The organism is Nonomuraea sp. NPDC049695, assembly GCF_040674955.1.
Classification (GTDB): domain Bacteria; phylum Actinomycetota; class Actinomycetes; order Streptosporangiales; family Streptosporangiaceae; genus Nonomuraea; species Nonomuraea helvata.
This window is the reverse complement of the sequence record NZ_JBFANV010000028.1, coordinates 92046-115870: the sequence shown is the minus strand read 5'-3', so window position 1 is coordinate 115870 and position 23825 is coordinate 92046. Positions and strand designations below refer to the sequence as shown.

22 protein-coding genes are annotated in these 23825 nt (G+C 69.5%); 17 read left to right on the top strand and 5 right to left on the bottom strand.

Translation table 11 applies throughout. The annotated features are described in order from the left end of the window. Window positions 1-109: 109 nt before the first annotated feature. The 8 genes from sucC to AB0J64_RS24525 all read left to right on the top strand — a co-directional run bounded on the left by sucC (window position 110) and on the right by AB0J64_RS24525 (window position 6469). Window positions 110-1291 carry an ADP-forming succinate--CoA ligase subunit beta gene (gene sucC / locus AB0J64_RS24560; protein ID WP_344997361.1) on the top strand — a complete coding sequence of 394 codons (1182 nt, stop codon included), beginning with the start codon at window positions 110-112 and terminating at the stop codon, window positions 1289-1291. 3 nt (window positions 1292-1294) lie between these two features. Further along, the gene (gene sucD / locus AB0J64_RS24555; RefSeq protein WP_344997363.1) at window positions 1295-2170 is read left to right on the top strand and encodes a succinate--CoA ligase subunit alpha; all 876 of its coding nucleotides are present in this window, start codon (window positions 1295-1297) and stop codon (window positions 2168-2170) included. Window positions 2171-2353: 183 nt separating this feature from the next. Further along, the gene (locus AB0J64_RS24550; protein WP_364030864.1) at window positions 2354-3754 is read left to right on the top strand and encodes a glutamate--cysteine ligase; all 1401 of its coding nucleotides are present in this window, start codon (window positions 2354-2356) and stop codon (window positions 3752-3754) included. 5 nt (window positions 3755-3759) lie between these two features. Continuing rightward, entirely contained in the window at window positions 3760-4398 is a 639-nt protein-coding gene (locus AB0J64_RS24545) for a neutral zinc metallopeptidase (protein ID WP_364030861.1), read from the top strand. Between the two features lie 103 nt (window positions 4399-4501). After that, window positions 4502-4759, top strand: a complete 258-nt coding sequence (locus AB0J64_RS24540; RefSeq protein ID WP_364030859.1) for a WhiB family transcriptional regulator — start codon at window positions 4502-4504, stop codon at window positions 4757-4759. A gap of 156 nt (window positions 4760-4915) precedes the next feature. Beyond that, window positions 4916-5599: a CPBP family intramembrane glutamic endopeptidase gene (locus tag AB0J64_RS24535; protein ID WP_364030856.1), complete on the top strand. Its 684-nt coding sequence runs from the start codon at window positions 4916-4918 to the stop codon at window positions 5597-5599. A gap of 244 nt (window positions 5600-5843) precedes the next feature. Further along, window positions 5844-6044, top strand: a complete 201-nt coding sequence (locus tag AB0J64_RS24530; RefSeq protein ID WP_364030853.1) for a type II toxin-antitoxin system VapB family antitoxin — start codon at window positions 5844-5846, stop codon at window positions 6042-6044. Further along, complete coding sequence (locus tag AB0J64_RS24525; protein ID WP_364030850.1) at window positions 6038-6469, top strand: PIN domain nuclease; 432 nt, start codon at window positions 6038-6040, stop codon at window positions 6467-6469. Before AB0J64_RS24530 ends, AB0J64_RS24525 begins: the two co-directional genes overlap by 7 nt. On the opposite strand, the gene AB0J64_RS24520 is transcribed toward AB0J64_RS24525, so the two are convergent. Further along, on the bottom strand, window positions 6466-7185 hold the full coding sequence (locus tag AB0J64_RS24520; RefSeq protein ID WP_364030847.1) for a PIG-L deacetylase family protein: 720 nt from the start codon (window positions 7183-7185) through the stop codon (window positions 6466-6468). The two genes, AB0J64_RS24525 and AB0J64_RS24520, sit on opposite strands and share 4 nt — an antisense overlap. Before the next feature lie 125 nt (window positions 7186-7310). On the opposite strand from AB0J64_RS24520, the gene pcrA reads away from it, so the two are divergent. Further along, window positions 7311-9533 carry a DNA helicase PcrA gene (gene pcrA / locus AB0J64_RS24515; RefSeq protein WP_364030903.1) on the top strand — a complete coding sequence of 741 codons (2223 nt, stop codon included), beginning with the start codon at window positions 7311-7313 and terminating at the stop codon, window positions 9531-9533. A gap of 55 nt (window positions 9534-9588) precedes the next feature. On the opposite strand, the gene AB0J64_RS24510 is transcribed toward pcrA, so the two are convergent. The 3 genes from AB0J64_RS24510 to AB0J64_RS24500 form a co-directional block, all read right to left on the bottom strand. Further along, complete coding sequence (locus AB0J64_RS24510; protein ID WP_364030844.1) at window positions 9589-10440, bottom strand: L,D-transpeptidase; 852 nt, start codon at window positions 10438-10440, stop codon at window positions 9589-9591. Between the two features lie 242 nt (window positions 10441-10682). After that, window positions 10683-11315 carry a response regulator transcription factor gene (locus AB0J64_RS24505; RefSeq protein WP_185070757.1) on the bottom strand — a complete coding sequence of 211 codons (633 nt, stop codon included), beginning with the start codon at window positions 11313-11315 and terminating at the stop codon, window positions 10683-10685. Further along, entirely contained in the window at window positions 11312-12520 is a 1209-nt protein-coding gene (locus tag AB0J64_RS24500; RefSeq protein WP_364030841.1) for a PspC domain-containing protein, read from the bottom strand. Before AB0J64_RS24500 ends, AB0J64_RS24505 begins: the two co-directional genes overlap by 4 nt. A 113-nt stretch (window positions 12521-12633) precedes the next feature. Here AB0J64_RS24500 and AB0J64_RS24495 point away from each other — a divergent pair, with 113 nt between their 5' ends. The 8 genes from AB0J64_RS24495 to AB0J64_RS24460 all read left to right on the top strand — a co-directional run bounded on the left by AB0J64_RS24495 (window position 12634) and on the right by AB0J64_RS24460 (window position 22768). Beyond that, window positions 12634-14178: a PspC domain-containing protein gene (locus AB0J64_RS24495; RefSeq protein ID WP_364030838.1), complete on the top strand. Its 1545-nt coding sequence runs from the start codon at window positions 12634-12636 to the stop codon at window positions 14176-14178. Next, window positions 14168-14371, top strand: coding sequence for a hypothetical protein (locus AB0J64_RS24490; RefSeq protein ID WP_364030835.1), 204 nt, complete (start codon window positions 14168-14170; stop codon window positions 14369-14371). Before AB0J64_RS24495 ends, AB0J64_RS24490 begins: the two co-directional genes overlap by 11 nt. Before the next feature lie 71 nt (window positions 14372-14442). Next, window positions 14443-14925 (top strand): (2Fe-2S)-binding protein, encoded by a 483-nt coding sequence (locus AB0J64_RS24485; protein ID WP_364030832.1) that lies wholly within the window; start codon window positions 14443-14445, stop codon window positions 14923-14925. After that, window positions 14922-17336: a xanthine dehydrogenase family protein molybdopterin-binding subunit gene (locus AB0J64_RS24480; protein ID WP_364030829.1), complete on the top strand. Its 2415-nt coding sequence runs from the start codon at window positions 14922-14924 to the stop codon at window positions 17334-17336. The genes AB0J64_RS24485 and AB0J64_RS24480 overlap by 4 nt, the downstream gene beginning before the upstream one ends. After that, the gene (locus AB0J64_RS24475; protein ID WP_364030826.1) at window positions 17333-18187 is read left to right on the top strand and encodes a xanthine dehydrogenase family protein subunit M; all 855 of its coding nucleotides are present in this window, start codon (window positions 17333-17335) and stop codon (window positions 18185-18187) included. The genes AB0J64_RS24480 and AB0J64_RS24475 overlap by 4 nt, the downstream gene beginning before the upstream one ends. A gap of 77 nt (window positions 18188-18264) precedes the next feature. Next, the gene (locus AB0J64_RS24470; protein ID WP_364030823.1) at window positions 18265-19026 is read left to right on the top strand and encodes an SRPBCC family protein; all 762 of its coding nucleotides are present in this window, start codon (window positions 18265-18267) and stop codon (window positions 19024-19026) included. 107 nt (window positions 19027-19133) lie between these two features. After that, window positions 19134-21749: a CDP-glycerol glycerophosphotransferase family protein gene (locus AB0J64_RS24465; protein WP_364030820.1), complete on the top strand. Its 2616-nt coding sequence runs from the start codon at window positions 19134-19136 to the stop codon at window positions 21747-21749. Then, window positions 21746-22768, top strand: a complete 1023-nt coding sequence (locus tag AB0J64_RS24460; protein WP_364030817.1) for a glycosyltransferase — start codon at window positions 21746-21748, stop codon at window positions 22766-22768. Before AB0J64_RS24465 ends, AB0J64_RS24460 begins: the two co-directional genes overlap by 4 nt. Here the strand turns inward: AB0J64_RS24460 and AB0J64_RS24455 are convergent, their stop codons facing one another. Further along, a complete protein-coding gene (locus AB0J64_RS24455; RefSeq protein WP_364030814.1) occupies window positions 22769-23806 on the bottom strand; it encodes a sulfotransferase in 1038 nt (345 codons plus the stop codon). Window positions 23807-23825: the final 19 nt, after the last annotated feature.

Genomic DNA, 23825 nt, shown 5'->3' with positions numbered 1-23825 from the left:
AGCGGATGCGACCATCAGCGCAGTTGCCCGGGCCGTCGAACATCAGTCGGAATAGCAGGGCGCGAACCCGACAGAGGGCGAGCGACCAAGTGGAAGAGGACGGACCCTCGTGGACCTGTTCGAACATCAGGCGAAAGAGCTCTTCGCCGACTACGGCATCCCGGTGCCACGCGGCATCGTCGCACACAACGTGGAGGAGGTGCGGTCGGCCGCCGAGGAGCTGACCGGCCGCGTTGTCGTCAAGGCCCAGGTCAAGACCGGCGGCCGAGGCAAGGCCGGCGGCGTGAAGGTGGCCGACGACGCCGCCGACGCGGTCAGCAAGGCCGAAGCCATCCTCGGCATGGACATCAAGGGCCACACGGTCCACAAGGTCCTGGTGGAAGAGGCCAGCGCGATCGCGGAGGAGTACTACTTCTCCTTCCTGCTCGACCGCGCGAACCGTACATTCCTCGCCATCTGCTCCGCTGCGGGCGGCATGGACATCGAAGAGGTCGCCCACACCTCGCCCGAGAAGGTCGCCAAGGTGCCGGTCTCGGCGCTGACGGGCATCGACCGCGCCAAGGCTCGCGAGATCGCGGTGGCCGGCGGCCTGCCGGAGAAGGCGCTCGACGGCGCCGCCGAGCTCATCGAGAAGCTCTGGTGCTGCTTCGTCGACGAGGACGCCACGCTCGTCGAGGTCAACCCCATGATCCTGTCCGCCGACGGCCAGGTGAAGGCCCTCGACGGCAAGGTCACGCTCGACGAGAACGCCTCCTTCCGCCAGGCCGACCACGAGGCGCTCGCCGACAAGGCGGCCGAGGACCCGCTCGAGGCCAAGGCCAAGGAGAAGGACCTCAACTACGTCAAGCTCGACGGCGACGTCGGCATCATCGGCAACGGCGCGGGGCTGGTCATGTCCACCCTCGACGTGGTGGCCTACGCGGGCGAGCAGTTCCCCGGCAAGCCGTCCCCGGCCAACTTCCTCGACATCGGCGGTGGCGCCTCGGCCGAGGTCATGGCCGCCGGTCTGGAGATCATCCTCTCCGATCCGAGCGTCAAGTCGATCTTTGTGAACGTCTTCGGCGGCATCACCGCCTGCGACGCCGTCGCCAACGGCATCGTCTCGGCGTTCAAGCTGCTGGAGAGCCGTGGCGAGGCCGTGACCCACCCCCTTGTGGTCCGCCTCGACGGCAACAACGCCCAGCTCGGGCGGCAGATCCTGGCCGACGCCGCGCTCCCGCGGGTCGAGCTGGTAGACACGATGGACGACGCGGCCAAGCGGGCCGCCGAGCTCGCTGCGGTAGGTGCGTGACCCATGGCCATCTGGTTGACTGAGAACAGCAAGATCATCGTTCAGGGCATGACCGGCGGTGAGGGCACCAAGCACACCCGCCGCATGCTCGCCTCCGGCGCCAAGGTCGTCGGCGGCGTGAACGCCCGCAAGGCCGGCATCACTCACGAGGGCCTGCCCGTGTTCGGCACGGTCGCGGAGGCCATGGAGAAGACCGGCGCGGACGTGTCGGTCGTCTTCGTGCCGCCGGCGTTCACCAAGGACGCGGTCAAGGAGGCCATCGACGCCGAGATCCCGCTCTGCGTCGTGATCACCGAGGGCGTGCCGGTGCACGACTCGACCGAGTTCTGGGCGTACGCGGTCGCCAAGGGCAACAAGACCCGCATCATCGGGCCCAACTGCCCCGGCATCGCCTCCCCCGGCGCCTCCAACGCGGGCATCATCCCGGCCGACATCACCACCGCCGGCCGCATCGGCCTGGTCTCGAAGTCGGGCACGCTCACGTACCAGCTGATGTACGAGCTGCGTGACTTCGGCTTCTCGACCGCGGTCGGCATCGGCGGCGACCCCGTGATCGGCACGACGCACATCGACGCGCTCCAGGCGTTCCAGGAGGACCCGGGCACGGACGCGATCGTGATGATCGGCGAGATCGGCGGCGACGCCGAGGAGCGGGCTGCCGCGTACATCGAGCAGCACGTCACCAAGCCGGTCGTGGCCTACGTCGCGGGCTTCACCGCGCCGGAGGGCAAGACCATGGGGCACGCGGGCGCGATCGTGTCGGGCTCCGCGGGCACCGCCCAGGCCAAGAAGGAGGCTCTGGAGAAGGTCGGCGTCCGCGTCGGCAAGACCCCCTCCGAGACCGCCCAGCTCATGCGGGAAATCATGCAGGCGCGTTGATCGCTCGCCTTTCAAAGCCCCGTGCGGTTCTCACCGCGCGGGGCTTTTCCGCGTACGGTGCGTGAGGTCGGATCGACGCGGCTCTGGTCTTGTCGGTTCTGGCGTGGCACATTTCCTGTTATGGGCAGGGACGTGCCAGTCGTCGTGTTCAGTCGGGAAGACCGCCGGAAATATCGGGAAAAGGTGCGTCGATGTCTCGACGTCTTCGCCCAGATGCTCCGCGAGTCCCGCTTCGAGTTCGAACGCCCCCTCGCCGGCCTGGAGATCGAGCTCAACATCGTGGACGCGTACGGCGAGGCCGCCATGCGCAACGCCCAGGTGCTGGCCGCCATCGAGCAGCCGGACTGGGCGACGGAGCTGGGGCAGTTCAACATCGAGATCAACATCGAGCCCCAGGAGCTGAGCGGCGACGGCGCGTTGCACCTGGAGAACGACGTCAGGGCGCGGCTCAACCACGCCGAGGAGCGCGCCCGCTCCCAGGACGGCCACCTGGTCCTGATCGGCATCCTGCCCACGCTGCGCGAGCAGGACATCGGCGAGGGCGCGCTCTCCGCGAACCCCCGCTACCGCCTGCTCAACGAGCAGATCTTCGCGGCCCGCGGGGAGGACCTGCATCTGTGCATCGAGGGCGTCGAACGCCTGGACACCCATGCCGACAGCGTCGCCCCCGAGGCCGCGTGCACCAGCGTGCAGCTGCACCTGCAGGTCAGCCCCGAGGCGTTCGCCTCGCACTGGAACGCCGCCCAGGCCATCGCGGGGCCGCAGATCGCGCTCGCGGCCAACTCCCCTTACCTGTTCGGCAAGGAGTTGCACCGCGAGACCAGGATCGCCCTGTTCGAGCAGGCCACGGACACGCGGCCGGCCGAGCTGAAGGCACAGGGCGTGCGGCCCAGGGTGTGGTTCGGGGAGCGGTGGATCACGAGCGTTTTCGACCTCTTCGAGGAGAACGTCAGCTACTACCCCGCCCTGCTGCCGCTCTGCGAGGACGAGGACCCGCGTACCGAGCTCGAACAGGGACGCATCCCGCACCTTCACGAGCTGACCCTGCACAACGGCACGATCTACCGCTGGAACCGGCCGGTGTACGCGGTGGTGGACGGGGTGCCGCACCTGCGCGTGGAGAACCGCGTGCTGCCTGCCGGGCCTTCCGTGGCCGACATCGCGGCCAACGCCGCGTTCTACTACGGGCTGATGCGTGTGCTGCCGTACGCCGAGCGGCCGATCTGGAGCCAGATGTCGTTCCGGGCGGCGGAGGACAACCTCGCCGCGGCGGCCCGGCACGGGCTGGACGCGCGGCTCTACTGGCCCGGAATGGGAGAGGTGCCCGCGGCCGAGCTGATCCTGCGCCGCCTCCTTCCCATGGCGCACGAGGGGCTGGCCAGGTGGGGCGTGCACGGTCCCGTCGCCGACCGGCTGCTCGGCATCATCGAGGGCCGCTGCCTGACGGGCCGTACGGGGGCCAGCTGGCAGGTGGACCGCGTACGCGCGCACGGAGGAGATCGGCATGAAGCGTTGCGATCCATGACACTCGGGTACATCGAGCGGATGCACTCGAATGAGCCCGTGCACACGTGGGACGTGTGACTTCCGTGAAGCGCATCCTGATCATCGGCCTGGTCCTGCTCCTGGGCGCGTGCGGCCTCGCGAGGCCGCGGTCCATGGACGCGAGGGGGGCCGACTCGTTCGAGGACGACGTGCGGACCGCTCGTACGCTGACGGAGGAGTTCTGGAAGCAGTACTTCCAGCGGCGACTCGGGACCACTTATCGGCCTATCGCCGATTTCGTCCCCTATTCCGGGAAATCTGGCCCTAAATGCGGCAATGAGCCTGCTGCCCCGAACAACGCCTTCTACTGCCCGGTCGGACACTTCATCGCCTACGACCAGGATTGGATGGAGTCGCTCTGGAACGAGATGGGCGACGGGTCGGTCTATGTGATCATTCCGCATGAGTTCGGGCATGCCGTGCAGGCGCAGCTCCAGACCGATTTCCAGCTGAACGTACAAATGGAGCTCCAGGCCGACTGCTACGCGGGCGGCACCCTCTCGTCCCTGGTCAGCTCGGGCGCGCTGGAGACTCAACCGGGTGACGAGGACGAGCTGCTCCTGAGCCTGGAGGCCGCCGGCGACCCGACGGACGACTGGCTGAACCCGTCCGCGCACGGGACGGCCGAGCAGCGCCAGGCGTCGTTCGCGGCGGGTTGGAGGAGCGGGGTGGACGCCTGCTGAGCATCGCCCTCCTGGGATGCGCCTGGGTACGACTCGGGGATGTACGCATGGGTCAACCCAGAGGATGATGTGTCTGATCATGGCCACGCTCTACCTTTGACCCATGTCTTTGGAGGAGATCGGCTGGCTGCGCAGGGGTGCGTGCAGGTCCAGCGACCCTGACCTCTTCTTCCCCCTAGCCCCCACCCCCTTGCAGGAGGCCCGCGCCAAGGCGGTGTGCGCGCGCTGCCAGGTCATCGAGGAGTGCCGCTCGTACGCGTTACGTGCGGGCGAGTCGGAGGGCATCTGGGGCGGTCTCACCCCGGAGGAACGCCGCCGCACCCGCTTCCCCACCGGCTGGCGCCGCCCCGCCGCTTCGTAGCTCCCCCGCCCCGCCCCCGACCGGGGCGGAGGCACCTCGTCGCCGCCGTCGACGTTGGTGTCACGGCCTGGCGCGTCACCGGTCGGACGCGTGCACGCGCCTGGATTTCGCCTCTGCGGCGGCGTGGAAAGGAGGGGCGCGACGTAGCCTGCAAGGGTGTTGCTCCGCTCGATCGCCATACTCACCGCCGCCAACATCATGAACAACAAGGTCGCCCCCCGCCTGGCGCCCCTGACCTCGGCCGCCGCGACCGCCGCCCTGGTCGCGATGGCGCGCCGGTCCGGCCTGTCGTGGCAGGAGCTGGGGTTCGAGCACGGCCGCCAGGGCGCCGTGACGGGAGGTGCCTTGGCGGCGGCGGTGGCGGCCGTCTACACCGTCGGCATCGCGAACCCCTGCACCAGGCCGCTCTTCCTCGACGAGCGCGCCCTGTCGCTCTCGCGCGCCCGCGCCCTGGAGGAGGCCCTGCTCCAGGTCCCGATGGGCACCGTGCTGCTGGAGGAGGTGGGCTTCAGGGGCGCCCTGTACGCCATGCTGCGCCGGCGTCACGGCACGGTCGCCGCCACGGCGACCTCCTCGGCGCTGTTCGGCCTGTGGCACATCCTCCCCGCGATCGACATGGCCCGCGCCAACCCCGCACTGGGCGCCCTGACGTCCGCCGAGTCCTCCACCCACCTCGACACCGCTCGGGTGGTGGCGGGGAGCGTGGTGTCCACTGCGGCGGCCGGGGTGCTCTTCTGCGAGCTGCGCCGCCACGGCGGTCTGCTGGCCCCCTCGATGCTCCACGTCGCCACCAACTCCTTCGGCTACCTCTTCGCCCGGATCGCCGCCAAGCGAAAGTAAGGCTTTTGCCCGGATGGCTACAGAGAGTGAGTGACGTCCGGTGGAGCTTTGGCATGTCGGGCGTGAGCTTTCTCCTCCGCCGATCTAAGATCCTTCACCACTCCCTGGAGCGTTCCATACACGCCCTCTCCTCGTGCTTTAACGTCTCTGCCGCGGGCTTCTCAGGGCCGGTGCCGCCCTGGGAAGTGCGTATATCAAGATCATCAATTCTGATATACGATAGGGAGCAGAGAGGTGATGGTGTATGCGTACAGTCATCGACATCGACAAGGACCTTCTGGAAGTCGCCCAGCACGAATTGGGGACTTCGACCATGAAGGAGACGGTCAACGCGGCCCTGCAGGAGGTCGCCCAAAGGGCAAAGCTCCGCGAAGCCTTCGAGTACTGGCGGACCCGGGACAATACCGATCTGCTGGATCCGGAGATCATGAAGCATGCGTGGTAACCACCGGCGTGGTCTACCTCATCGACAAGAGCGCCCTGGCGCGCATGCCGCACCCAGCGGTCCATCAGGCGCTCGAGCCGCTCATGCTCGACAAGATGCTGGCCGTCTGCGAGGTCACGCAGCTCGAGGTGCTCTACAGCGCACGTGACCCGGAGGGCTACGAGCGTGACGCGTACTACCTGCGCGAGGGCTTCCGTCTCCTGTCCATCCACGAAGAGGGTGTGGCCGCCCGGGCGCTGGACGTTCAGGCGATGCTCGCCCGTAAGTCGCACCACCGCGCAGCCGGGCCCAGCGATCTGCTGATCGCCGCCTGTGCGGAGGTGCACGGGGCGACGATCCTGCATTACGACCGCGACTTCGACGTCATCTCCGAATGCACCGGGCAGCCGTCGCTCTGGGTCGTGCCCCCAGGCTCGGTGCCCTAGGCCGTGGCGACGACCTGGAACGCCTCCGCGTAGTGGCCGGCGGGGAGGCCGGCCTCTTGGCCCCAGGCGGCGAAGCGGGTCCTGACGAAGTCGATGAAGCCCTCCACGTGGGCGACCTGGCTCACATGTGACTGCAAGGCCGCGAGCTTGCGGTCCATGGCCTCGGTGATGTCCACCCAGTGGTTGGGGGACGAGCCGCCGGTGAGCCACACCTCGCGTACGGTCCACGCCGCCAGGCCCTCGTCCTTGACCAGCTCAGGGTAGGCGTAGGGGTTGCGGGCGTCCGGGTAGACGGCGTCCAGGGCGCAGCCGCCCACCGCCCGGTGGTCGGGGTGGCTGGGGGCGACGTGCTGGTAGTTGCGATCCGGGTGGTGGGTGATGACCAGGTCCGGCCGTACCTGGCGGATGACGCGTGAGATGTCGCGCCTGAGCTCCAGCGAGGGCACCACCTGCCCGTCGGAGTAGCCGAGGAAGCGCACGTCCGTGACGCCGACCGCCTTGGCGGCGGTGCGCTGCTCGGTCCTGCGGAGCTCGGCCATGCCGGAGTTGTCCAGAGTACGTTCGTTGCCGCCCGCATCCCCGTCCGTGACCAGCAAGTACGTGACCTCGACACCCTTGTCGACGAACAGCGCCACGCTGCCCGCCGCTCCGAAATCGACGTCATCTGGGTGGGCGGTCACCACAAGGACCCTGTTGATCTCGGCTTCCGGCAGCATGGCTCCCCTTTCTGATGTTCTACGAAGGACAACCGCGCGCCCCTCGGATGGCATTCCGGTCAACGATTGTCGGTGAGGCGTCTTAACCTAGGTAGGTGCCCACCCAAGTCTCTGTAGACCACCCCCTGCTGGACGGCCTCAACCCGCAGCAGCGCGAGGCCGTGATCCATCATGGCAGTCCGCTGCTCATCGTCGCGGGGGCGGGATCCGGGAAGACGCGGGTGCTCACGCATCGCATCGCATACCTGCTGGCCGAGCGCGACGTGCATCCGGGTGAGATCCTGGCGATCACGTTCACCAACAAGGCCGCCCGCGAGATGAAGGAGCGCATCGACAAGCTGGTCGGGCCGCGCTCCAAGGCGATGTGGGTGATGACGTTCCACAGCGCCTGCATGCGCATCCTGCGGCGGGAGGCCAAGCGGCTGGGGTTCCCGTCGAGCTTCTCGATCTACGACCAGGCCGACTCGCAGCGGCTCATGGCGATGGTCTGCAGGGAGATGGAGCTCGACCCCAAGCGCTACCCGCCGCGCTCGTTCTCGGCCCAGGTCAGCAACTTCAAGAACGAGCTGATCGACTACGAGACCGCGCTCGACAAGGCGGGCTCGCACCTGGAGAAGACGCTCGCGCAGGCGTACAAGGCCTATCAGCTCAAGCTGACCGAGGCCGGCGCGATGGACTTCGACGACATCATCATGAACACGGTGACGTTGTTCCAGCTCTTCCCCGACGTGGCCGAGCACTACCGGATGCGGTTCAGGCACGTGCTGGTGGACGAGTACCAGGACACCAACCACGCCCAGTACATCCTGATCAGGGAGCTGGTCGGGCATCCCGAGCTGCGCACGACCGACGGCGAGCTGGTCCGGTCGGGTGCCGACATGTCCGAGCTGTGCGTGGTGGGCGACGCCGACCAGTCCATTTACGCCTTCCGCGGCGCGACGATCCGCAACATCCTGGAGTTCGAGCGCGACTACCCCGACGCGCGCACGATCCTGCTGGAGCAGAACTACCGCTCAACCCAGAACATCCTGGCCGCCGCCAACGCGGTCATCGCCCGCAACGAGTCGCGCAAGCCCAAGAACCTCTGGTCCGACCAGGGCGACGGGCCCAAGATCGTCGGATACGTCGCCGACAACGAGCACGACGAGGCCATGTTCGTGGCCCAGGAGGTCGACCGGCTCAGCGACGAGGAAGACGTCAGGCCGGGCGACGTCGCCGTCTTCTACCGCACCAACGCCGCCTCCCGCGTGTTCGAGGAGATCTTCATCCGCACCGGGCTGCCGTACAAGGTGGTCGGGGGCGTGCGCTTCTACGAGCGCAAGGAGGTCAAGGACCTGCTGGCCTACCTGCGGGTGCTCGCCAACCCGGCCGACGTGGTGTCGCTGCGCCGCATTCTCAACGTGCCCAAGCGCGGCATCGGCGAGCGCGCCGAGGCGATGATCGAGGCGCTGTCGTCGCGCGAGCGCATCTCGTTCTGGGACGCGCTGCGCCGGGCCGACGAGGCGTACGGGATGGCCACGCGTTCGCTCAACGCGGTACGCGAGTTCGTCGCGCTGATCGAGGAGCTGATCGCCAAGGGCGCGGGCGTGCCGCCGTCGGCGCTGGCCGAGGAGGTGCTGGTGGCCACCGGCTACCGCGCCGAGCTGGAGGCGTCCGAGGATCCGCAGGACGAGTCGCGGCTGGAAAACCTCAACGAGCTCATCTCCGTCGCCTCCGAGTTCGAGGAGGCCAATCCGGAGGGGACGCTGGTGGAGTTCCTGGAGCAGGTGTCGCTCGTGGCCGACGCCGACCAGATCCCCGAGGCGGACGGCGGGCAGGGGGTGGTCACCCTGATGACCCTGCACACGGCCAAGGGGCTGGAGTTCCCGGTCGTCTTCCTGACGGCCATGGAGGACGGGGTGTTCCCGCACATCCGCTCACTCGGGGAGCCCAAGGAGCTGGAGGAGGAGCGGCGGCTGGCGTACGTCGGGATCACCCGGGCGCAGCAGCGGCTCTACATCACGCGGGCGGCCGTGCGCAGCTCCTGGGGGGCGCCCTCGTTCAACCCGGCCTCGCGGTTCGTCAACGAGGTGCCGGGGCAGCTCATCGACTGGCGTACGGACCCGGAGAAGTCCGCCTGGAGCGCGGCCACCCGACGGGAGCCCGCCGCCCGCCCCGCCCCAGCCAAGAGCGGTGGGCGCAAGGTGCCCTCGCTGGCCCCCGGCGACCGGGTGACGCACGACGCGTTCGGCCTGGGCACGGTGGTGTCCGTGGACGGGGTGGCGGAGAAGACCAAGGTGAAGATCGACTTTGGCGGTGGCGGGGAGAAGACGCTGCTGCTGGCGTACGCCCCGCTCGAGAAGCTCTGACCCTTCGTGCCCCGCCCCCGGGAGGGAGGGGGCGGGGCATGGTGGGCCGGTGAGGTCAGCTCTTCAGCGCGCTGCCCTTCTTCCACTCGGTCCAGTTGAGCTGCCAGTAGCTCCAGCCGTTGTTCCACTGCAGCTTGCGCTTCGTTCCGGTGATCTTGACGACGTCGCCGCGCTGGGCGATGCCGTAGAACCACTTGGCCCCGGCCGGGGTGGCGCGCACGCAGCCGTGGCTCTGGTTGGAGCGGCCCAGGAACTGGTAGTAGCCGGCGCTCTGGTGGACGTACTCACCGCTGTCGGAGATGCGTACCGCCCACGGGATCTCCTCCTTGTAGTAGCGCGGGTCCTTGGGATCCGTCACGCCCATCCAGGAGGAGGTCATGGTCTCCATGGGCTTCTTGCCCATGGTGAGGTGGACGCCGCTGGTGGTGAGGTAGACGTCCACGCCGTTCCTGACCAACCCGCCCCGGCCGGCGCTGATCGGGATCTTCTTGGCCAGCTTGCCGTCGCGGTACACCTTCATCTGGTGGCTGCGGGTGTTGACGACGGAGATGTTCTTCGTGCCGACGGCGAAGCGACGGGACACGTCCTTGGCGCCGGTGTTGCCGGGGAGCTGCGACAGGCGGGCGGTGAAGAGCACGTTCTGGTGGGGCTTCCAGTACGTCTTCGTACGGTAGATGACCTTGCGGGCCGACACCCAGCGCCACGCGCCCTCGGTCGGCCTCTCCGCCTGGACCTCCAGCAGGCCCTCCACGGCCGCCTTGTCTTCGACGTCGTGGTCGAACGTGACGATGATCGGGAAGCCGACGCCTACCTTCTCGGACTTCTCCCCCATCGGGGTTATGTCGGCTATATCAAGCTTGATCTTCTTCGCCGGTGCCGTGACGCCTGCCGCACCGACGGCTTTCACCACCGGGGCTTGCACTTGCGGGACGTGGCCGCTTTCGGCCGCACATGCCGTCAGAGCGGCCAATGCGACCAGGGCCGGCAGCATCCGGGGGACGCGATTCAAGGGGGCACTCCTGGACTATGAGTTTTTCTCCTTCATGTGTGACAACTGAGACAGGAGTTTTGTGGGCGGATCAGTGATAACTATCGCGTAACGTTCCACTCTCCACATGGGTGACCGACCGCCCAAAAGGGAAACGGGGGTCAGACCAGGCGGCGGGCGGTGGCCCAGCGGGAGAGTTCGTGGCGGTTGGAGAGCTGGAGCTTGCGGAGGACCGACGAGACGTGGGTCTCCACGGTCTTGACCGAGATGAAGAGCTCCTTGGCGATCTCCTTGTACGCGTACCCGCGCGCGATCAACCGCAGCACCTCGCGTTCCCGCTGCGTCAGCGAGTCGAGCTCCGGATCGATGGACGGCGCCTCCGACGAGGCGAACGCGTCCAGGACGAAACCCGCCAGCCGCGGCGAGAAGACCGCGTCGCCCTCGGCCACCCGCCGGATGGCGTCCGTGAGCTCCTTGCCGCTGATGTTCTTGGTCACGTAGCCCCGGGCCCCGCCCCGGATCACGCCGATGACGTCCTCGGCGGCGTCCGAGACCGACAGGGCGAGGAAGCGCACCTGGGAGCCCGCGCCCAGCACCCGGCGCAGGACCTCCTGGCCCCCGCCCCCAGGCATGTGCACGTCCAGCAGGACCACGTCGGGCTGGTGCTCGGCGATCGCCTTGACGGCCGTCTCCACGTCCTCGGCCTCGCCGACCACCTCGATCGAGTCGCCCAGCTCCGCGCGTACGCCCGAACGGAACAGCCGGTGATCGTCGACGATCAACACGCGCGTCATGCCTTCTCCACCTTCATCGTCAACATCACTTCGGTGCCCTCGCCGACCGAGGTGCGCACCCTTGCCACGCCCCCGTGACGCTCCATTCTCCCGATGATGGACTCCCTGATGCCCATCCTGTCGAGCGGCACCGCCTCGAGGTCGAAGCCCTTGCCCCGATCCTTCACGAAAATCGTGACTTCTTCACCCTCTACTTCCGCATAGACGGAAATGGAAGGACTCTCAGAGTATTTGGCCGCGTTGACCATCGCCTGCCGCGACGCCTTGAGCATGGCGGCCAGCCTGCCGGTCGAATCCAGGTCGATGTCCCCCACGCAGACGACCTCGATGGGCACCCCGTGCGCGTCCTCCTCCTCGGCCGCGATCCTGCGTACGGCGGCCGCCACCGTGGCGTCGGCGTCCTGGGCGGGCTGGTAGAGCCAGTTGCGCAGCTCGCGCTCCTGCGAACGGGCCAGCCTGGCGACCTCACGCGGGTCGTGGGCGACGCGCTGGATGAGGGTGAGCGTGTGCAGCACCGAGTCGTGCACCATGGCGGCCACCTCGGCCCGCTCCTCCTGCCTGATGCGCTCACGCCGCTCCAGCTGCAGCTCTTTCCACAGACCGGCGAGCCAGGGCGCGGCGATGACCGCCAGGCCGCCGACCACCACGGCGGTGAAGAGCAGACCGGGCTTCGCCTGGGCCAGCTCGCCCTGGACGTACAGGAAGCCGGCCGCGCCGATCACCACGAGCGCCACGCCGAGCAGCGTGCGAACCCGGTTCTTCCTGATGCTCGTGGTGGCCCCGCGGACCCAGTTCTTGCGGCGTTCAGGATCTGCCTGCTGCCAGAGGATCAACGCGCCGATGCCGCCCACGGCGAACGGCAGCATGCCGATCCCGCCCTTGGAGGCCCCCGTGAGCCAGCCGAACGCGAACAGCGCCACCCCGATCGCGCTGAAGGCGGCGAGCTGGCTCCAGTCCCGCTGCGGCGGCTGCCCCTCGTACGGCTGCCGCGGCGTGATCATCCACAGCACGGCGTATGCCACCACGCCGACGCCGTCGACCACGCTGAGCAGCACGAACATCAGCCTGATCACCACGGGATCGAGCGAGAGCTGCGCGGCCAGCCCTTGGGCGACACCGCCGAGCAGGCGGCCCTCCATGGGGCGCAACATGCGCCGGTAAGGCGCGTCGCCGGTCGGCTCGGCGAGAGTCTTCTGGTCAGCCATAACATGGCCATAGTCACATGTCGGGGCCAGTGCGGGCATCAGGGAACAACCCCCGGGTCGGGTCAGGGGTGTCCCGGATGCGAGCACACCACGCGTGGGTCCACGATGGTTCCATGACAGAGGCTCCACCCAGAGAACCGGCCGCCCCGCCCCGGGCGCTGCGACGCAGCAGCGAGGGGCGCTTCCTCATGGGCGTCTGCGCCGGTCTCGGGCGGCACACGGGGATCGACCCCGTGGTGTTCCGTGTGGGCTTCGTCGTGCTCCTGGTCGGCTCCGGCATCGGGCTGTTCCTCTACCTGGCGGCGTTCCTGCTGATGAAGGAGCCGAACGGCAAGCCGGGGATCATCGAGCAGTGGACGCGCCGCGACTTCGATGCCGAGGCCGTGATGGCGCTGCTGACGGCGGTGCTGGCGTTCGGGCTGGCGCTCAACCTGGCCACGGTCTGGCTCGACACCGGCACCCTGGTGGTGGGCGTCTTCCTGGCCGTCTCCCTGCTCGCCGCCCACTCGAACGGAGTGGATCTGCTGGGGCTGGCCCGCTCGATGCCCGAACGCCTGAGCCGGAGACGCACCACCTCTGTCAGCACCGCTGCGAGTGCCCCCGCGAGCGCTTCCGCCTCGGAGGCGCCGCCGGTCAGGGCACCCGAGCCGGCCCAGAACCCAGTCGAGGAGCGGGTCGAGGAGCGGGTCGAGCGGGCTGAGAGCCCCGCCCAGGCCCAGGAGCCGCCGATCGGGGTGGACGAGGCCACCGAACAAGCGCACGCCGCCGAAGCAAGAGCCTCCAAAGCAAGAGCCTCCGAAGCAAGGGCCGCAGAAGCAAGAGCCGCCGACGTGAAGGCGGACGAGGACGTCAAGGCGACCGCCCAGCACCCCGTCCCGCCGTACCGGCCGCAGCCCAGGACCCGCGTCGACTACACCCCGTACGGCGAGCCCTTCGCGCCGAACGGCCCCTACCGGCCGCTCGACCCGGCCAAGCGGGCCGGCCACTCGCCGTACGACCCCGCTCTGTACGGCCGCCCGATCCCCAAGACGGAGCGGAAGCCGCGCCCGAGGTCGTTCATCGGCGGCATCACCATCCTGCTGGCATTCATCATTGGAGGGATCGTCGTGGCGGTCCAAGCCAGGTCGGCCGCCGGAGTGAGCCCGACCATCGTCGGCGGCGCCATGCTCATCACGATCGGCGCCGGGCTGCTGATCGCCGCCTGGTGGGGACGCGGCGCCGGTCTGGTGGCCTGGGGCACCATGGTCGCGGTCATCGTGGCCGTCGGCCTGATGCTCGGCGGCGTGCCCCGGAACGTCGGCGAGTCGGCATGGGCCCCGACCAGCGTGGCGGAGGCGAGCATGCTGTACGACGTGGGCGTCGGCGATGGCCGGCTGGACCTGTCTGACCTGCCGCTGAACCCGGGGAGCACGGTCACGTTCAAGGCGTCGGTCACGGTGGGCGAACTGGTGGTGATCGTGCCGCCGACGGCACGGGTGGAGGTGCACGCGACCAACAAGGTCGGCGACATCAAGCTCGACCACTCGGTGAAGGGCGGCGTGGACGTGCGCTGCGACAAGGTCCTGGAGCCCGAGGTCAGGCCGGACGAGAAGGTCTCCACCATCGTGCTCAACCTGCGCGGCGGCCTCAGCGACATGGAGGTGCGGCGTGCCGCGTGACGTCGAAAGGACGCGACGCCTTCACCGGACCGACTGGATGGCCCTGCTCAGCGGTGTGCTCTTCGTCGTTCTGGGCATCCTGATTGTGACACGCGCGATCACGGATCCGCTGGTCCTGCTCGGGGTGTTGGTGCTGGGGTTGGCGTTCGCCGGGCTGGTGGCGATCATCGCGAGGGTGTTCCGCGGTAAGTAACCCTTGACCGGGATAAACACCGGCGTAGGTTCGGGTGTGTCCGCCGATCCCCTGCTCCTGAGGGAGGACGTATGCCCCGAATCACCGTCACCGTCGACGGGATCAATTACGAGGAGGATGTGGAGCCGCGGCTCCTCCTCGTCCACCTGCTACGAGAGCGGCTGGGCAAGACCGGCACACCGGTCGGCTGCGACACCAGCAACTGCGGCGCCTGCACGGTCATGCTCGACGGCAAGAGCGTCAAGAGCTGCTCCGTGCTCGCTGTGCAGGCCGACGGCTGCGACGTCGTCACGATCGAGGGCCTGGGCGCCAACGGGTCGATGCACCCGATGCAGCGGGCCTTCCACGAAGAGCACGCCCTGCAGTGCGGCTACTGCACGCCGGGCATGGTCATGGCCGCGATAGACCTGCTCAGGGAGAATCCCGAGCCGTCGGAGGAGGCGATCAGGGAGGGCTTGGAAGGCAATCTCTGCCGCTGCACCGGCTACTGCAACATCGTCAAGGCCGTACGCCGGGGCGCGCAGGAGATGGGGCGGGCGGTGACCACGCCATGAGCGAGCTAGACGTCGGCATGGTGGCCGAGCGGATAGCGGAGAGCGATCAGCTCCACGAGCCCGCGGCCACGTCCGAGGTGGGCAGGCCGCGTCGCCGCAAGGAGGACGCCAGGCTGCTGACGGGGCGTACCCAGTGGACGGACAACCTCTCCCGCCCGGGCACGCTGCACGTGATGTTCCTGCGCAGCCCGATGGCGCACGCCAGGATCGCCAGGGTCGACGTGTCGGGGGCGCGCGATCTGCCCGGGGTCGTGGCGGCGTTCAGCGGGCAGGACTTCGCCGCCGAGCAGGGCAGCCTGCCGTGCGCGTGGCCGGTGAGCGAGGACGTCGTCATCCCCGACCACCCGCCGATGGCGGTGTCCGAGGTCCGGTACGTCGGCGAGGCCGTGGCCTGTGTGATCGCGACCGACCGCTACCGCGCGGCCGACGCCCTTGAGGCGATCGACGTCGAGTACGAGCAGCTGCCCGCGATCCTCGACATGAACGAGGCGCTGGCCGAGGGCAGCCCGAAGGTGCACGAGGCGGGCAACAAGGCGTTCAGCGTCAAGATCAACTCTGGTGACATCGAGGCCGCGTTCAGGGACGCTCCCGTCGTCATCGACCGTACGTACCGGCAGCAGCGGCTCATCCCCAGCGCGATGGAGCCGCGGGCGGTGCTGGCCGACACCGACGGCGAGGCGTTCACGATCTGGTCGTCCACCCAAATCCCGCACGTGCTGCGGGTCATGCTGGCGGTGGTGACCGGCATCCCCGAGCACAGGCTCCGGGTGATCGCCCCCGACGTGGGCGGCGGGTTCGGCTCGAAGCTGCAGGTCACCGCGGAAGAGGTGCTCTGCCTGCTGCTCGCCCGCAAGCTCGGCAGACCGGTCAAGTGGACCGAGTCCCGCTCCGAGGGCAACCTGACGGTGCACCACGGCCGCGACCAGATCCAGCACATCCGGCTGGCCGCCGACGCCGACGGACGCGTCCGCGGGCTGCAGGTCGACCTGCTGGCCGACATGGGCGCGTACCTGATGCTGGTGACGCCGGGCATCCCGCTGCTCGGCGCGTCGATGTTCAACGCGATCTACAAGATGGACGCGTACGAGTTCGGCTGCACGGGCGTGTTCACCACCAAGATGCCCACGGACGCCTACCGGGGCGCGGGCCGCCCCGAGGCCACGTTCGGCATCGAGCGCGTGATGGACGAGCTGGCCGCCGAGCTGAAGATGGACCCGGTGGAGGTGCGCAGGCGCAACTGGATCAAGCACGACGAGTTCCCGTACACCACGATCTCGGGCCTGACGTACGACTCGGGCAACTACGAGGCGGCCACGGAGAAGGCGCTGGCGCTGTTCGGCTACGACAAGCTCCGCGCGGAGCAGGCCGACCGGCGTGACAGGGGCGACCCGGTGCAGCTCGGCCTCGGGGTCAGCACGTACACGGAGATGTGCGGCCTGGCGCCGTCCAGGATGCTCGGCGAGTCCAACTACGGCGCGGGCGGCTGGGAGCACGGCTCGGTACGCATGCTGCCCACCGGCAAGGTCGAGGTCATCACCGGCACCTCGCCGCACGGGCAGGGGCACGTGACCTCGTGGAGCCAGATCGCGGCGGACGCGCTCGGCGTGCCGTTCGAGGACGTCACGGTGCTCCACGGCGACACGGCCATCGCGCACAAGGGCATGGACACGTACGGCTCCCGCTCGCTGGTCGTCGGCGGCGTGGCCGTGCTCAAGGCGTGCGACAAGGTCAAGGAGAAGGCCCGCAAGCTGGCCGCGCACGTGCTGGAGTGCTCGCCCGACGACCTGGAGTTCGCGGCCGGGGCGTTCAAAGTGCGGGGCACGGACCAGCAGAAGACCATCCAGGAGCTGGCCTACGCCGCGTTCACGGCGCACGACCTCCCGGAGGGCGTGGAGGCGCGGCTCGACTCCGACGCCACGTTCGACCCGGAGAACTACTCCTTCCCGCACGGCACCCACCTGTGCGCGGTCGAGGTGGACACCGAGACGGGCATGGTCAAGATCCGCTCGTACGTGGCGGTGGACGACGTCGGCAGGGTCGTCAACCCGCTGATCGTCGAGGGGCAGGTGCACGGCGGCATCGCGCAGGGCATCGCGCAGGCGCTGTTCGAGGAGGCCGTCTACGACGCCGAGGGCAACCTGCTGACCACCACGATGGCCGACTACCTGATGCCGTCGGCGGCGGACCTGCCGACGTTCAACCTCGACAGGACCGAGTCCCCGGCGACCAGCAACCCGCTGGGCGCCAAGGGGGTGGGCGAGGCGGGCACCATCGCCTCGACCCCGGCCGTCGTGAACGCCATCGTGGACGCCCTGCGCCCGCACGGCGTCCACGACGTCGAGATGCCGTGCACGCCCGAACGCGTCTGGCGGGCCCTGCAGGAGCGGGCACAGGAAGGGGTGCGGCAATGATCCCCGCGCAGTTCGACTACGTGCGTCCGGACTCGCTGGACGAGGCCTGCCGGGCGCTCGCCTCCGACGAGGAGGCCAAGGTGCTGGCGGGCGGCCAGTCCATGCTGCCGCTGCTGCGGCTGCGGCTGGCGTACCCGTCGACGCTGGTCGACGTGGGCCGGCTGCCCGAGCTGAAGGGCATCCACGACCGCGGCGACCACGTCTTCATCGGCGCGATGACCACGCACGACGAGGTCGTGCGCTCCGGCGTGGTGCGGGCCGACTGCCCGCTGGTGGCGATGGCCGCCGCCACGGTGGCGGATCCGGCGATCAGGCACCGGGGCACGCTCGGCGGCTCGCTGGCCCACGCGGACCCGGCGGGCGACCTGCCCGCTGTGGTGCTGGCGCTGGACGGCGTGTTCGTGGCCAGGTCGGAACGGGGCGAGCGGGAGATCCCGGCCGCCGAGTTCTTCGTCGACTACCTGGAGTCGTCGCTGGACGCCGGGGAGATCCTGGTCGGGGTGAAGATCCCGAAGCTGGGCGCGGGCTGGGGCTTCCACTACGAGAAGTTCCACAGGACCGCGCAGGCGTGGGCCATCGTCGGCGTGGCCGCCGCCGTCAAGCGCTCCAACGGGTCGATCGCCGAGGCCAGGATCGGGCTGACGAACATGGGCCCGACGCCGCTGCGCGCCCGCGCAGCCGAGGTCGCGCTGGAGGGCGTGGAGCTGGGCGACCAGGTACGCCAGGCGTGCCAGGAGGCCGCCGCCGGCGCCTCGCCCCCGGCCGACCTGCACGCCCAGCCCGACTACCGCCGGCACCTGGCCAAGGTCCTGACCCACCGAGCCGTACGCGCCGCGGCCGGAACACCCTGAGCCGGTAAGAGGGGGCGCCTCTTCCGGGGCGCCCCCGACCGGACATAGTGTCGCAACCACCGGGAAGGAGCGTATCGATGGCGATGCGGTTCGAGCACGAGTTCACTGTTCCAGTCCCGATCGAGCAGGCGTGGGCGGTGCTGCTCGACGTCGAGCGGGTCGCGCCGTGCCTGCCGGGGGCGACGCTGGACATCTTCGAGGGCGACGAGTTCACCGGCAGGATGAAGGTCAAGGTCGGCCCGATCATGGTGACGTACAAGGGCTCGGCCAGGTTCGAGGACGTGGACAAGGACTCCTTCTCGCTCACCATCCAGGCGTCGGGCAAGGAGGCCAGGGGTTCCGGCACGGCCTCGGCCACGGTCAAGGCGCGGCTGACGCCGAGCGACGAGGACACGACGGTGACCGTGGAGACGACGTTCAACGTGACCGGGCGACCGGCCCAGTTCGGGCGCGGCGTGATGGCCGAGGTCGGCGGCAAGCTCATCGACAAGTTCGCGGCCAACCTGGCCGGGCTGCTCTCCGAGTCCACGGTCGAGCCCGCCCCGGCCGGGCCGCTGTCCGCGCCCGAGCCCGCCCCCGCGGGGTCGCTGTCCGAGCCCGAGCCCGCCCCCGCCCTCGCGGCGAGCCACGAGGAGGAACGGCACCTGAGCGCGGTGCCGCCGCCCGAGCAGGAGTCGCGGCCCGCGGGCACGCTACGCACCTCGCTCACGCCCGAGGAGGAGGCGCTCGACCTGCTGGAGGTCGCGGGCCAGCCGCTGCTGAAGCGCCTGGCGCCCATCGCGGGCGCGCTCGCCGCCCTGGTTGTCATCGCTTGGGTGATTCGTCGACTTATGCGCTGATTTTCCGGCACGCTGATTTTCGGACAAAAGTCCATCAAGTCCGGACACTTCCCCCGGCCTGGGGGAAGTGCCATTCCCGCAGGTGAATGGAGCCGCGGGAGGTTGGGATGCCGGACTGCACCGTTGTCGTGATCTCCTACAACGACGCGGCCCGCCTGCCCAGAGCCGTGCGTTCCGTGCTCGGGCAGTCGCTGCGCGACCTCGAGGTGATCGTCGTCGACGACGCCAGCACGGACGGCACGCCGGACGTGGTCGCCGGGCTCATGGTGCGCGATCGCCGAGTCCGGTACCTGCGCAGGTTCGCCAACAGCGGGGGCTGCGGCGCGCCCAGGAACGACGGGCTCGACGCCGCGGCCTCGCCGTACGTGATGTTCCTCGACAGCGACGACGAGCTGCCCAGGCACGCGTGCAAGAGCCTGCTCACCGAGATCGAGCGGACCGGGGCCGGCTTCGTGTCGGGGCAGATCTCGCGGCTGATCGAGCCGGACGGGCGGCTGAAGCCGTACTATCCCTCGCTCTTCGCCCCGCGGCGGGTGGTGGCGGGCATCCGCCGGGAGCCCGAGCTCTTCCTCGACTGCTTCAGCACGAACAAGCTCTACGACACGCGCCTGCTGCGGGAGCACGCCGTGCGCTTCCCCGAGGACATCCTCTACGAGGACCACGTCTTCACGGCCGAGCTGTACGCGGTCGCGCGCAGGTTCGCGATCGTGCCCTGGGTGGTCTACCACTGGCGCCGGGCACCGGTGAGCGACTCGATCTCGCAGCGCGTCGACGACCTGGACAACGTGCGGCAGCGGGTCCTCGCCGCCCGGCTGAGCGACGACATCCTGCGGGAACGCGGGGCCGCGGACCTGGTGCCGCACAGGCAGCGCCGCTTCCTCCGGCAGGACCTGCGGGTCTATCTCAATCCGCTGCCCGCGCGGGATCTGGTGTGGGTCAAGGAGTTCGCCTCGATCGTGCGGCCGTACCTGGAGGAGATCCCCGGCCGCGTGCTGGGCGGGATGGAGCCGCTGGACCGGGTCTGCTGCCGGCTCATCCTGGCGGACCGGGCCGAGGAGCTGCTGGTGGCGGCGGGCTCGCTCACCGGGACGAGGGCCGCGCCGCGGGCGGCGGTGCAGCTCAACGGGCGTACGTACTGGGGGACGTCGGTCTCGCCCGGCATGGACATCACGAAGCTGCGCCTGGCCGAGCTGCCCTTCTCCGAGTCAAGGCTGCGGCACGAGGCGTCGGACCTGTCCTCGGACGGCGAGCGGGTGCGGATGGTCGTGCGTACCTATGACCCGTTCGGGGCGCTGCCGCTGGACTGGACGGCGTTCCTCCAGCTCGGAACCCGGAAGATCCCGATGAGGCTGGAGCCGTCAGGCGAGGGCGGGTACGTCGGCGAGGTCGTCTTCACCCCTACGGGCAAGTGCGAGCCGCGCGTCGGCTTCACCAGAGCCTCCGACGGGCACACCACGACGGACCGGATCATCGCCGATCCGCGTACCGAGCCCATCGAGCTGCCCGGATGCACGGTGGCGGTCGAGGGGTACGCCGGGTACCTGTGCGTGCGGCCCGGCCCCCGCCCGCTCCTGCGGCGGGCCGCGCGGGCGCTGATGAGGCGGTTCAGCACGCCGGAGAACAAGCTGCGTGCCTACAAGCTGCTCATCAAGGTGCTGCCGCCGCGGCGGAACCTCGCGCTGTTCGAGTCGGACGTCGGCAAAAGCTGCGGCGGCAGCCCGCGGGCCGTCTACGAGGAGCTGCGGCGACGCGGGCTGCCGATCGACGTGGTCTGGTCGGTGGCCAAGGGGCGCGGCGCCCTTCCGCCCGGCGCGCGGCCCGTACGCAGGGGCAGCTGGGCCTACATCTGGACGATGGCCAGGGCCGGGATCTGGGTGGACAGCCACGGCTTCCCGCTCGACCACCCGAAGCCGCGCGGCACCCGTTACCTGCAGACCTGGCACGGGCAGGGCATCAAGTCGATCGGGTTCGACGCGCCCGACCTGCGTGCCGACTTCGACCGGCCGCGCGCGCAGTGGCGGGCCGCCGTCGCACGGTGGGACGCGCTGGTCGCGCCGAGCGCGGAGTTCTCGCGGCTGTTCCTGCCCGCCAACGGCTACACGGGCAAGGTCTACCGGTACGGGACGCCGCGCTGCGACGCGCTGGTCAAGGGCGAGACGACCGGTGATGTCCGGAAGCTGCTGGAGATCCCGCGAGGGCGGAAGATCCTGCTCTATGCGCCCACGTACCGGGATCGGGAGATGGGCGGCGGCACCTCCGTCCGGGTGGATCTGGAGCTGCTGGCCGCCGAGCTGGCCGGCGAATGGGTGCTGGTGCTGCGTACGCATCCGGTCGAGCGCTGGTCCCCGCCCGAGCATCTCAAGCACTTCGTACGGGACGCCGGGTCGTATCCCGAGATCAACGACCTGATGCTGGCCTCGGACGCGCTGCTGACCGACTACTCGTCGGTGATGTGCGACTACGCGATCACCGGCAAGCCGATGGTGTTCTTCATCGACGACTGGGACGACTACCGGCTGTCGGAACGCGGCGTCTACCACGACCTGCCCGCCATCGCCCCCGGGCCGTGCGTCACGACCACCGAGGAGCTGGTGGCCGCGATCAGGCGGCTGCCCGAGACCCACCGGGCCTACGCCGGACGGTACGCGGCCTTCCGCGCCCTGTGGTGCGCCGACGAGCGCGGCGACGCGTCCGCGCGCATCGTGGAGGACTTCTTCTCATGAGTGTTGTGTTCGCCTGCTTGGACGCCGACACCCTGGGCGGCGTGCAGCAGGTGACCCACACGCTCGCCCAGGGGCTGGCCGGGCGCGGGCACGAGGTGCACGTGATCGGGCTGGAGCGGTCCCGCTCGCCGTTCCGTTACGTGGACCGGCCGCTGTACCACCGCCATGTGATCGGGGCGGGGCGGCGGCTGAGGAGGCTGCTGGGCGCGATCGAGCCGGGCTACGCCGTCATGACCTCGCCGTCCGTGGTGGCCCGGCTGTCGGAGCTGCTGCCCCCGGAGTTCCGGCCGATCGGGCAGTACCACGGCTCGTACGACCACGCCCGCGGCTGCTGGCACCTCGCCTCGATCAGGCGCCACTACCTCCACCTCGACCAGGCGGTCTTCCTCACCGAGGACGACGCCCGGCTCTTCTCCGAGCACGCGCTACTGCCCAACGCCTGGACGCTGCCGAACCCCCTGCCCTGGTGGCCGGAGCGGCTCTCCACGCTCACCGCGCCCCGCGTGCTCGGCGTGGGCCGCCTGGAAGGGGTCAAGCGGTTCGACCGGCTGATCAGCGCGTTCGCCCGCTCGCGCATGCCGCCACCGTGGGAGCTCCACCTCATCGGCGACGGCGGCGAACTGGGTCGGCTGCGCGAGCACGCGCGCCGGGAGGGCGTCGGAGACCGGGTGGTCTTCAGGGGGCCGGTGGCGGCGGCCCGGATGCCCGCCGAATACCTGGACGCCTCCGTCCTGGGCCTGACCAGCGAGCACGAGGGCCTGCCCATTGTGCTGCTGGAGTCGGCCGCGCACGGAGTGCCGTCGGTGGCGTTCGACGTGTCGGGCGGCGTGCGCCGCGCGGGGCCCGTGCTGGTGCCGCCAGGGGATGTGGACGCGTTCGCCGCCGTGCTGGCCGAACTGGCCGGCTCCCTGGGCGAGCGGCGGCGGCTGGGGGCCGACGCGCGCGCACGGGCCGAGGCGTTCCGCCTCGACCACGTGCTGGACGGCTGGGAGCGGCTGTTCGCCCACATCGAGCGCTAGTCAGACGGTCTCCGTCAGCTCCGTGCGCTGCTGGGGCACGCCCGCCAGGGACCGCTGGCCCGAGGTGAGCATCGCGGCCACGGGGCTGGGCTCGCGCAGCCGGTTCAGCCGGTCGCGCATGTGCTTGCGCAGGCGGCTCGCCTTGCGCTTCTGCATCGTCTTCTGGCAGGCCGTCACGTGCTCCTTGCTCGGCCTGGGGGCGCCGGTGAGCTCGTACCCCATGGACTCCAGGCGGTCGCCGAGCATGTGCTCGGCGAGCGCGATCTCCCAGTCGTCCAGCCGCGTGGCCCAGCTCCCCACGCGGCTGCGGGTGACCTCGCCGTGGGTGTTGCTGTGCCAGACCTTGTGCTGCGGCACCGCCACGACGGCGGCCTCGCGCGGCGAGATCATCGCGGGCGAGTAGTCCTCGTCCAGGAAGTGGCAGAGCTTCTTCAGCTCGGTCGCCGGATCGTCGGTGAGGTCCTCGTAGCGCAGTTCGTAGTACGTGTCATCGCTCAGCGTGCGCCTGAGCCGGCCGCCCGCGTCGATGGCCTCGGCCCAGGTGGAGATGGCGTGGAAGGAGTCGAGCGTGTACCAGGGCATCTCCTTCAGCGAGGCCACGCAGTCGCGGCCGTCCCTGATGAGGTGGACGAACTGCGCGTCGGGGAAGAGCCTGAGCAGCAGGTCCACCTGCTTGACGTAGCTGGGCCGCTTGTCGCCCCAGCGGATCTTGTCGAACCGGTCGGCGTACATGCGGAAGGCCGTCCCGAACACCGAGCCCAGCGAGCCGGGCCCCTCGACGACCTGCCGGACGAACTCGTCCTTGTCGATCTTGAGCTCGCGGAACTTCGTGCTGCGGTCGGTCGCGATCCACTGCGCGAGCGCGCGGCGGCGGGAGACGACCCTCAGGTCGCCCCACGTGCGGCGGCGGTAGTAGGCGGGAATGAGGAAGCGCGTCTCCGGTGGCACCGCCATGCGGGGGTGCGAGTGGAGCATGAGCTGGAGCATCGTGGTGCCGGACCGCGGACATCCGATGACGAAGACTGGACGGTCGGACATTTCGTAGTAACCCCCGAAA

What these genes read in the sequence shown, in the direction of transcription:
- AB0J64_RS24520 (WP_364030847.1), bottom strand. Translation starts at nt 7,185, where the DNA reads ATGCTGCCGGAAGCCGAGATCAACAGGGTCCTTGTGGTGACCGCCCAC.
- AB0J64_RS24500 (WP_364030841.1), bottom strand. Translation starts at nt 12,520, where the DNA reads ATGGCTGACCAGAAGACTCTCGCCGAGCCGACCGGCGACGCGCCTTAC.
- AB0J64_RS24460 (WP_364030817.1), top strand. Translation starts at nt 21,746, where the DNA reads ATGAGTGTTGTGTTCGCCTGCTTGGACGCCGACACCCTGGGCGGCGTG.
- sucD (WP_344997363.1), top strand. Translation starts at nt 1,295, where the DNA reads ATGGCCATCTGGTTGACTGAGAACAGCAAGATCATCGTTCAGGGCATG.
- AB0J64_RS24455 (WP_364030814.1), bottom strand. Translation starts at nt 23,806, where the DNA reads ATGTCCGACCGTCCAGTCTTCGTCATCGGATGTCCGCGGTCCGGCACC.
- AB0J64_RS24475 (WP_364030826.1), top strand. Translation starts at nt 17,333, where the DNA reads ATGATCCCCGCGCAGTTCGACTACGTGCGTCCGGACTCGCTGGACGAG.
- AB0J64_RS24470 (WP_364030823.1), top strand. Translation starts at nt 18,265, where the DNA reads ATGGCGATGCGGTTCGAGCACGAGTTCACTGTTCCAGTCCCGATCGAG.
- AB0J64_RS24485 (WP_364030832.1), top strand. Translation starts at nt 14,443, where the DNA reads ATGCCCCGAATCACCGTCACCGTCGACGGGATCAATTACGAGGAGGAT.
- AB0J64_RS24505 (WP_185070757.1), bottom strand. Translation starts at nt 11,315, where the DNA reads ATGACGCGCGTGTTGATCGTCGACGATCACCGGCTGTTCCGTTCGGGC.
- AB0J64_RS24495 (WP_364030838.1), top strand. Translation starts at nt 12,634, where the DNA reads ATGACAGAGGCTCCACCCAGAGAACCGGCCGCCCCGCCCCGGGCGCTG.
- AB0J64_RS24530 (WP_364030853.1), top strand. Translation starts at nt 5,844, where the DNA reads ATGCGTACAGTCATCGACATCGACAAGGACCTTCTGGAAGTCGCCCAG.
- AB0J64_RS24465 (WP_364030820.1), top strand. Translation starts at nt 19,134, where the DNA reads ATGCCGGACTGCACCGTTGTCGTGATCTCCTACAACGACGCGGCCCGC.
- AB0J64_RS24540 (WP_364030859.1), top strand. Translation starts at nt 4,502, where the DNA reads ATGTCTTTGGAGGAGATCGGCTGGCTGCGCAGGGGTGCGTGCAGGTCC.
- AB0J64_RS24480 (WP_364030829.1), top strand. Translation starts at nt 14,922, where the DNA reads ATGAGCGAGCTAGACGTCGGCATGGTGGCCGAGCGGATAGCGGAGAGC.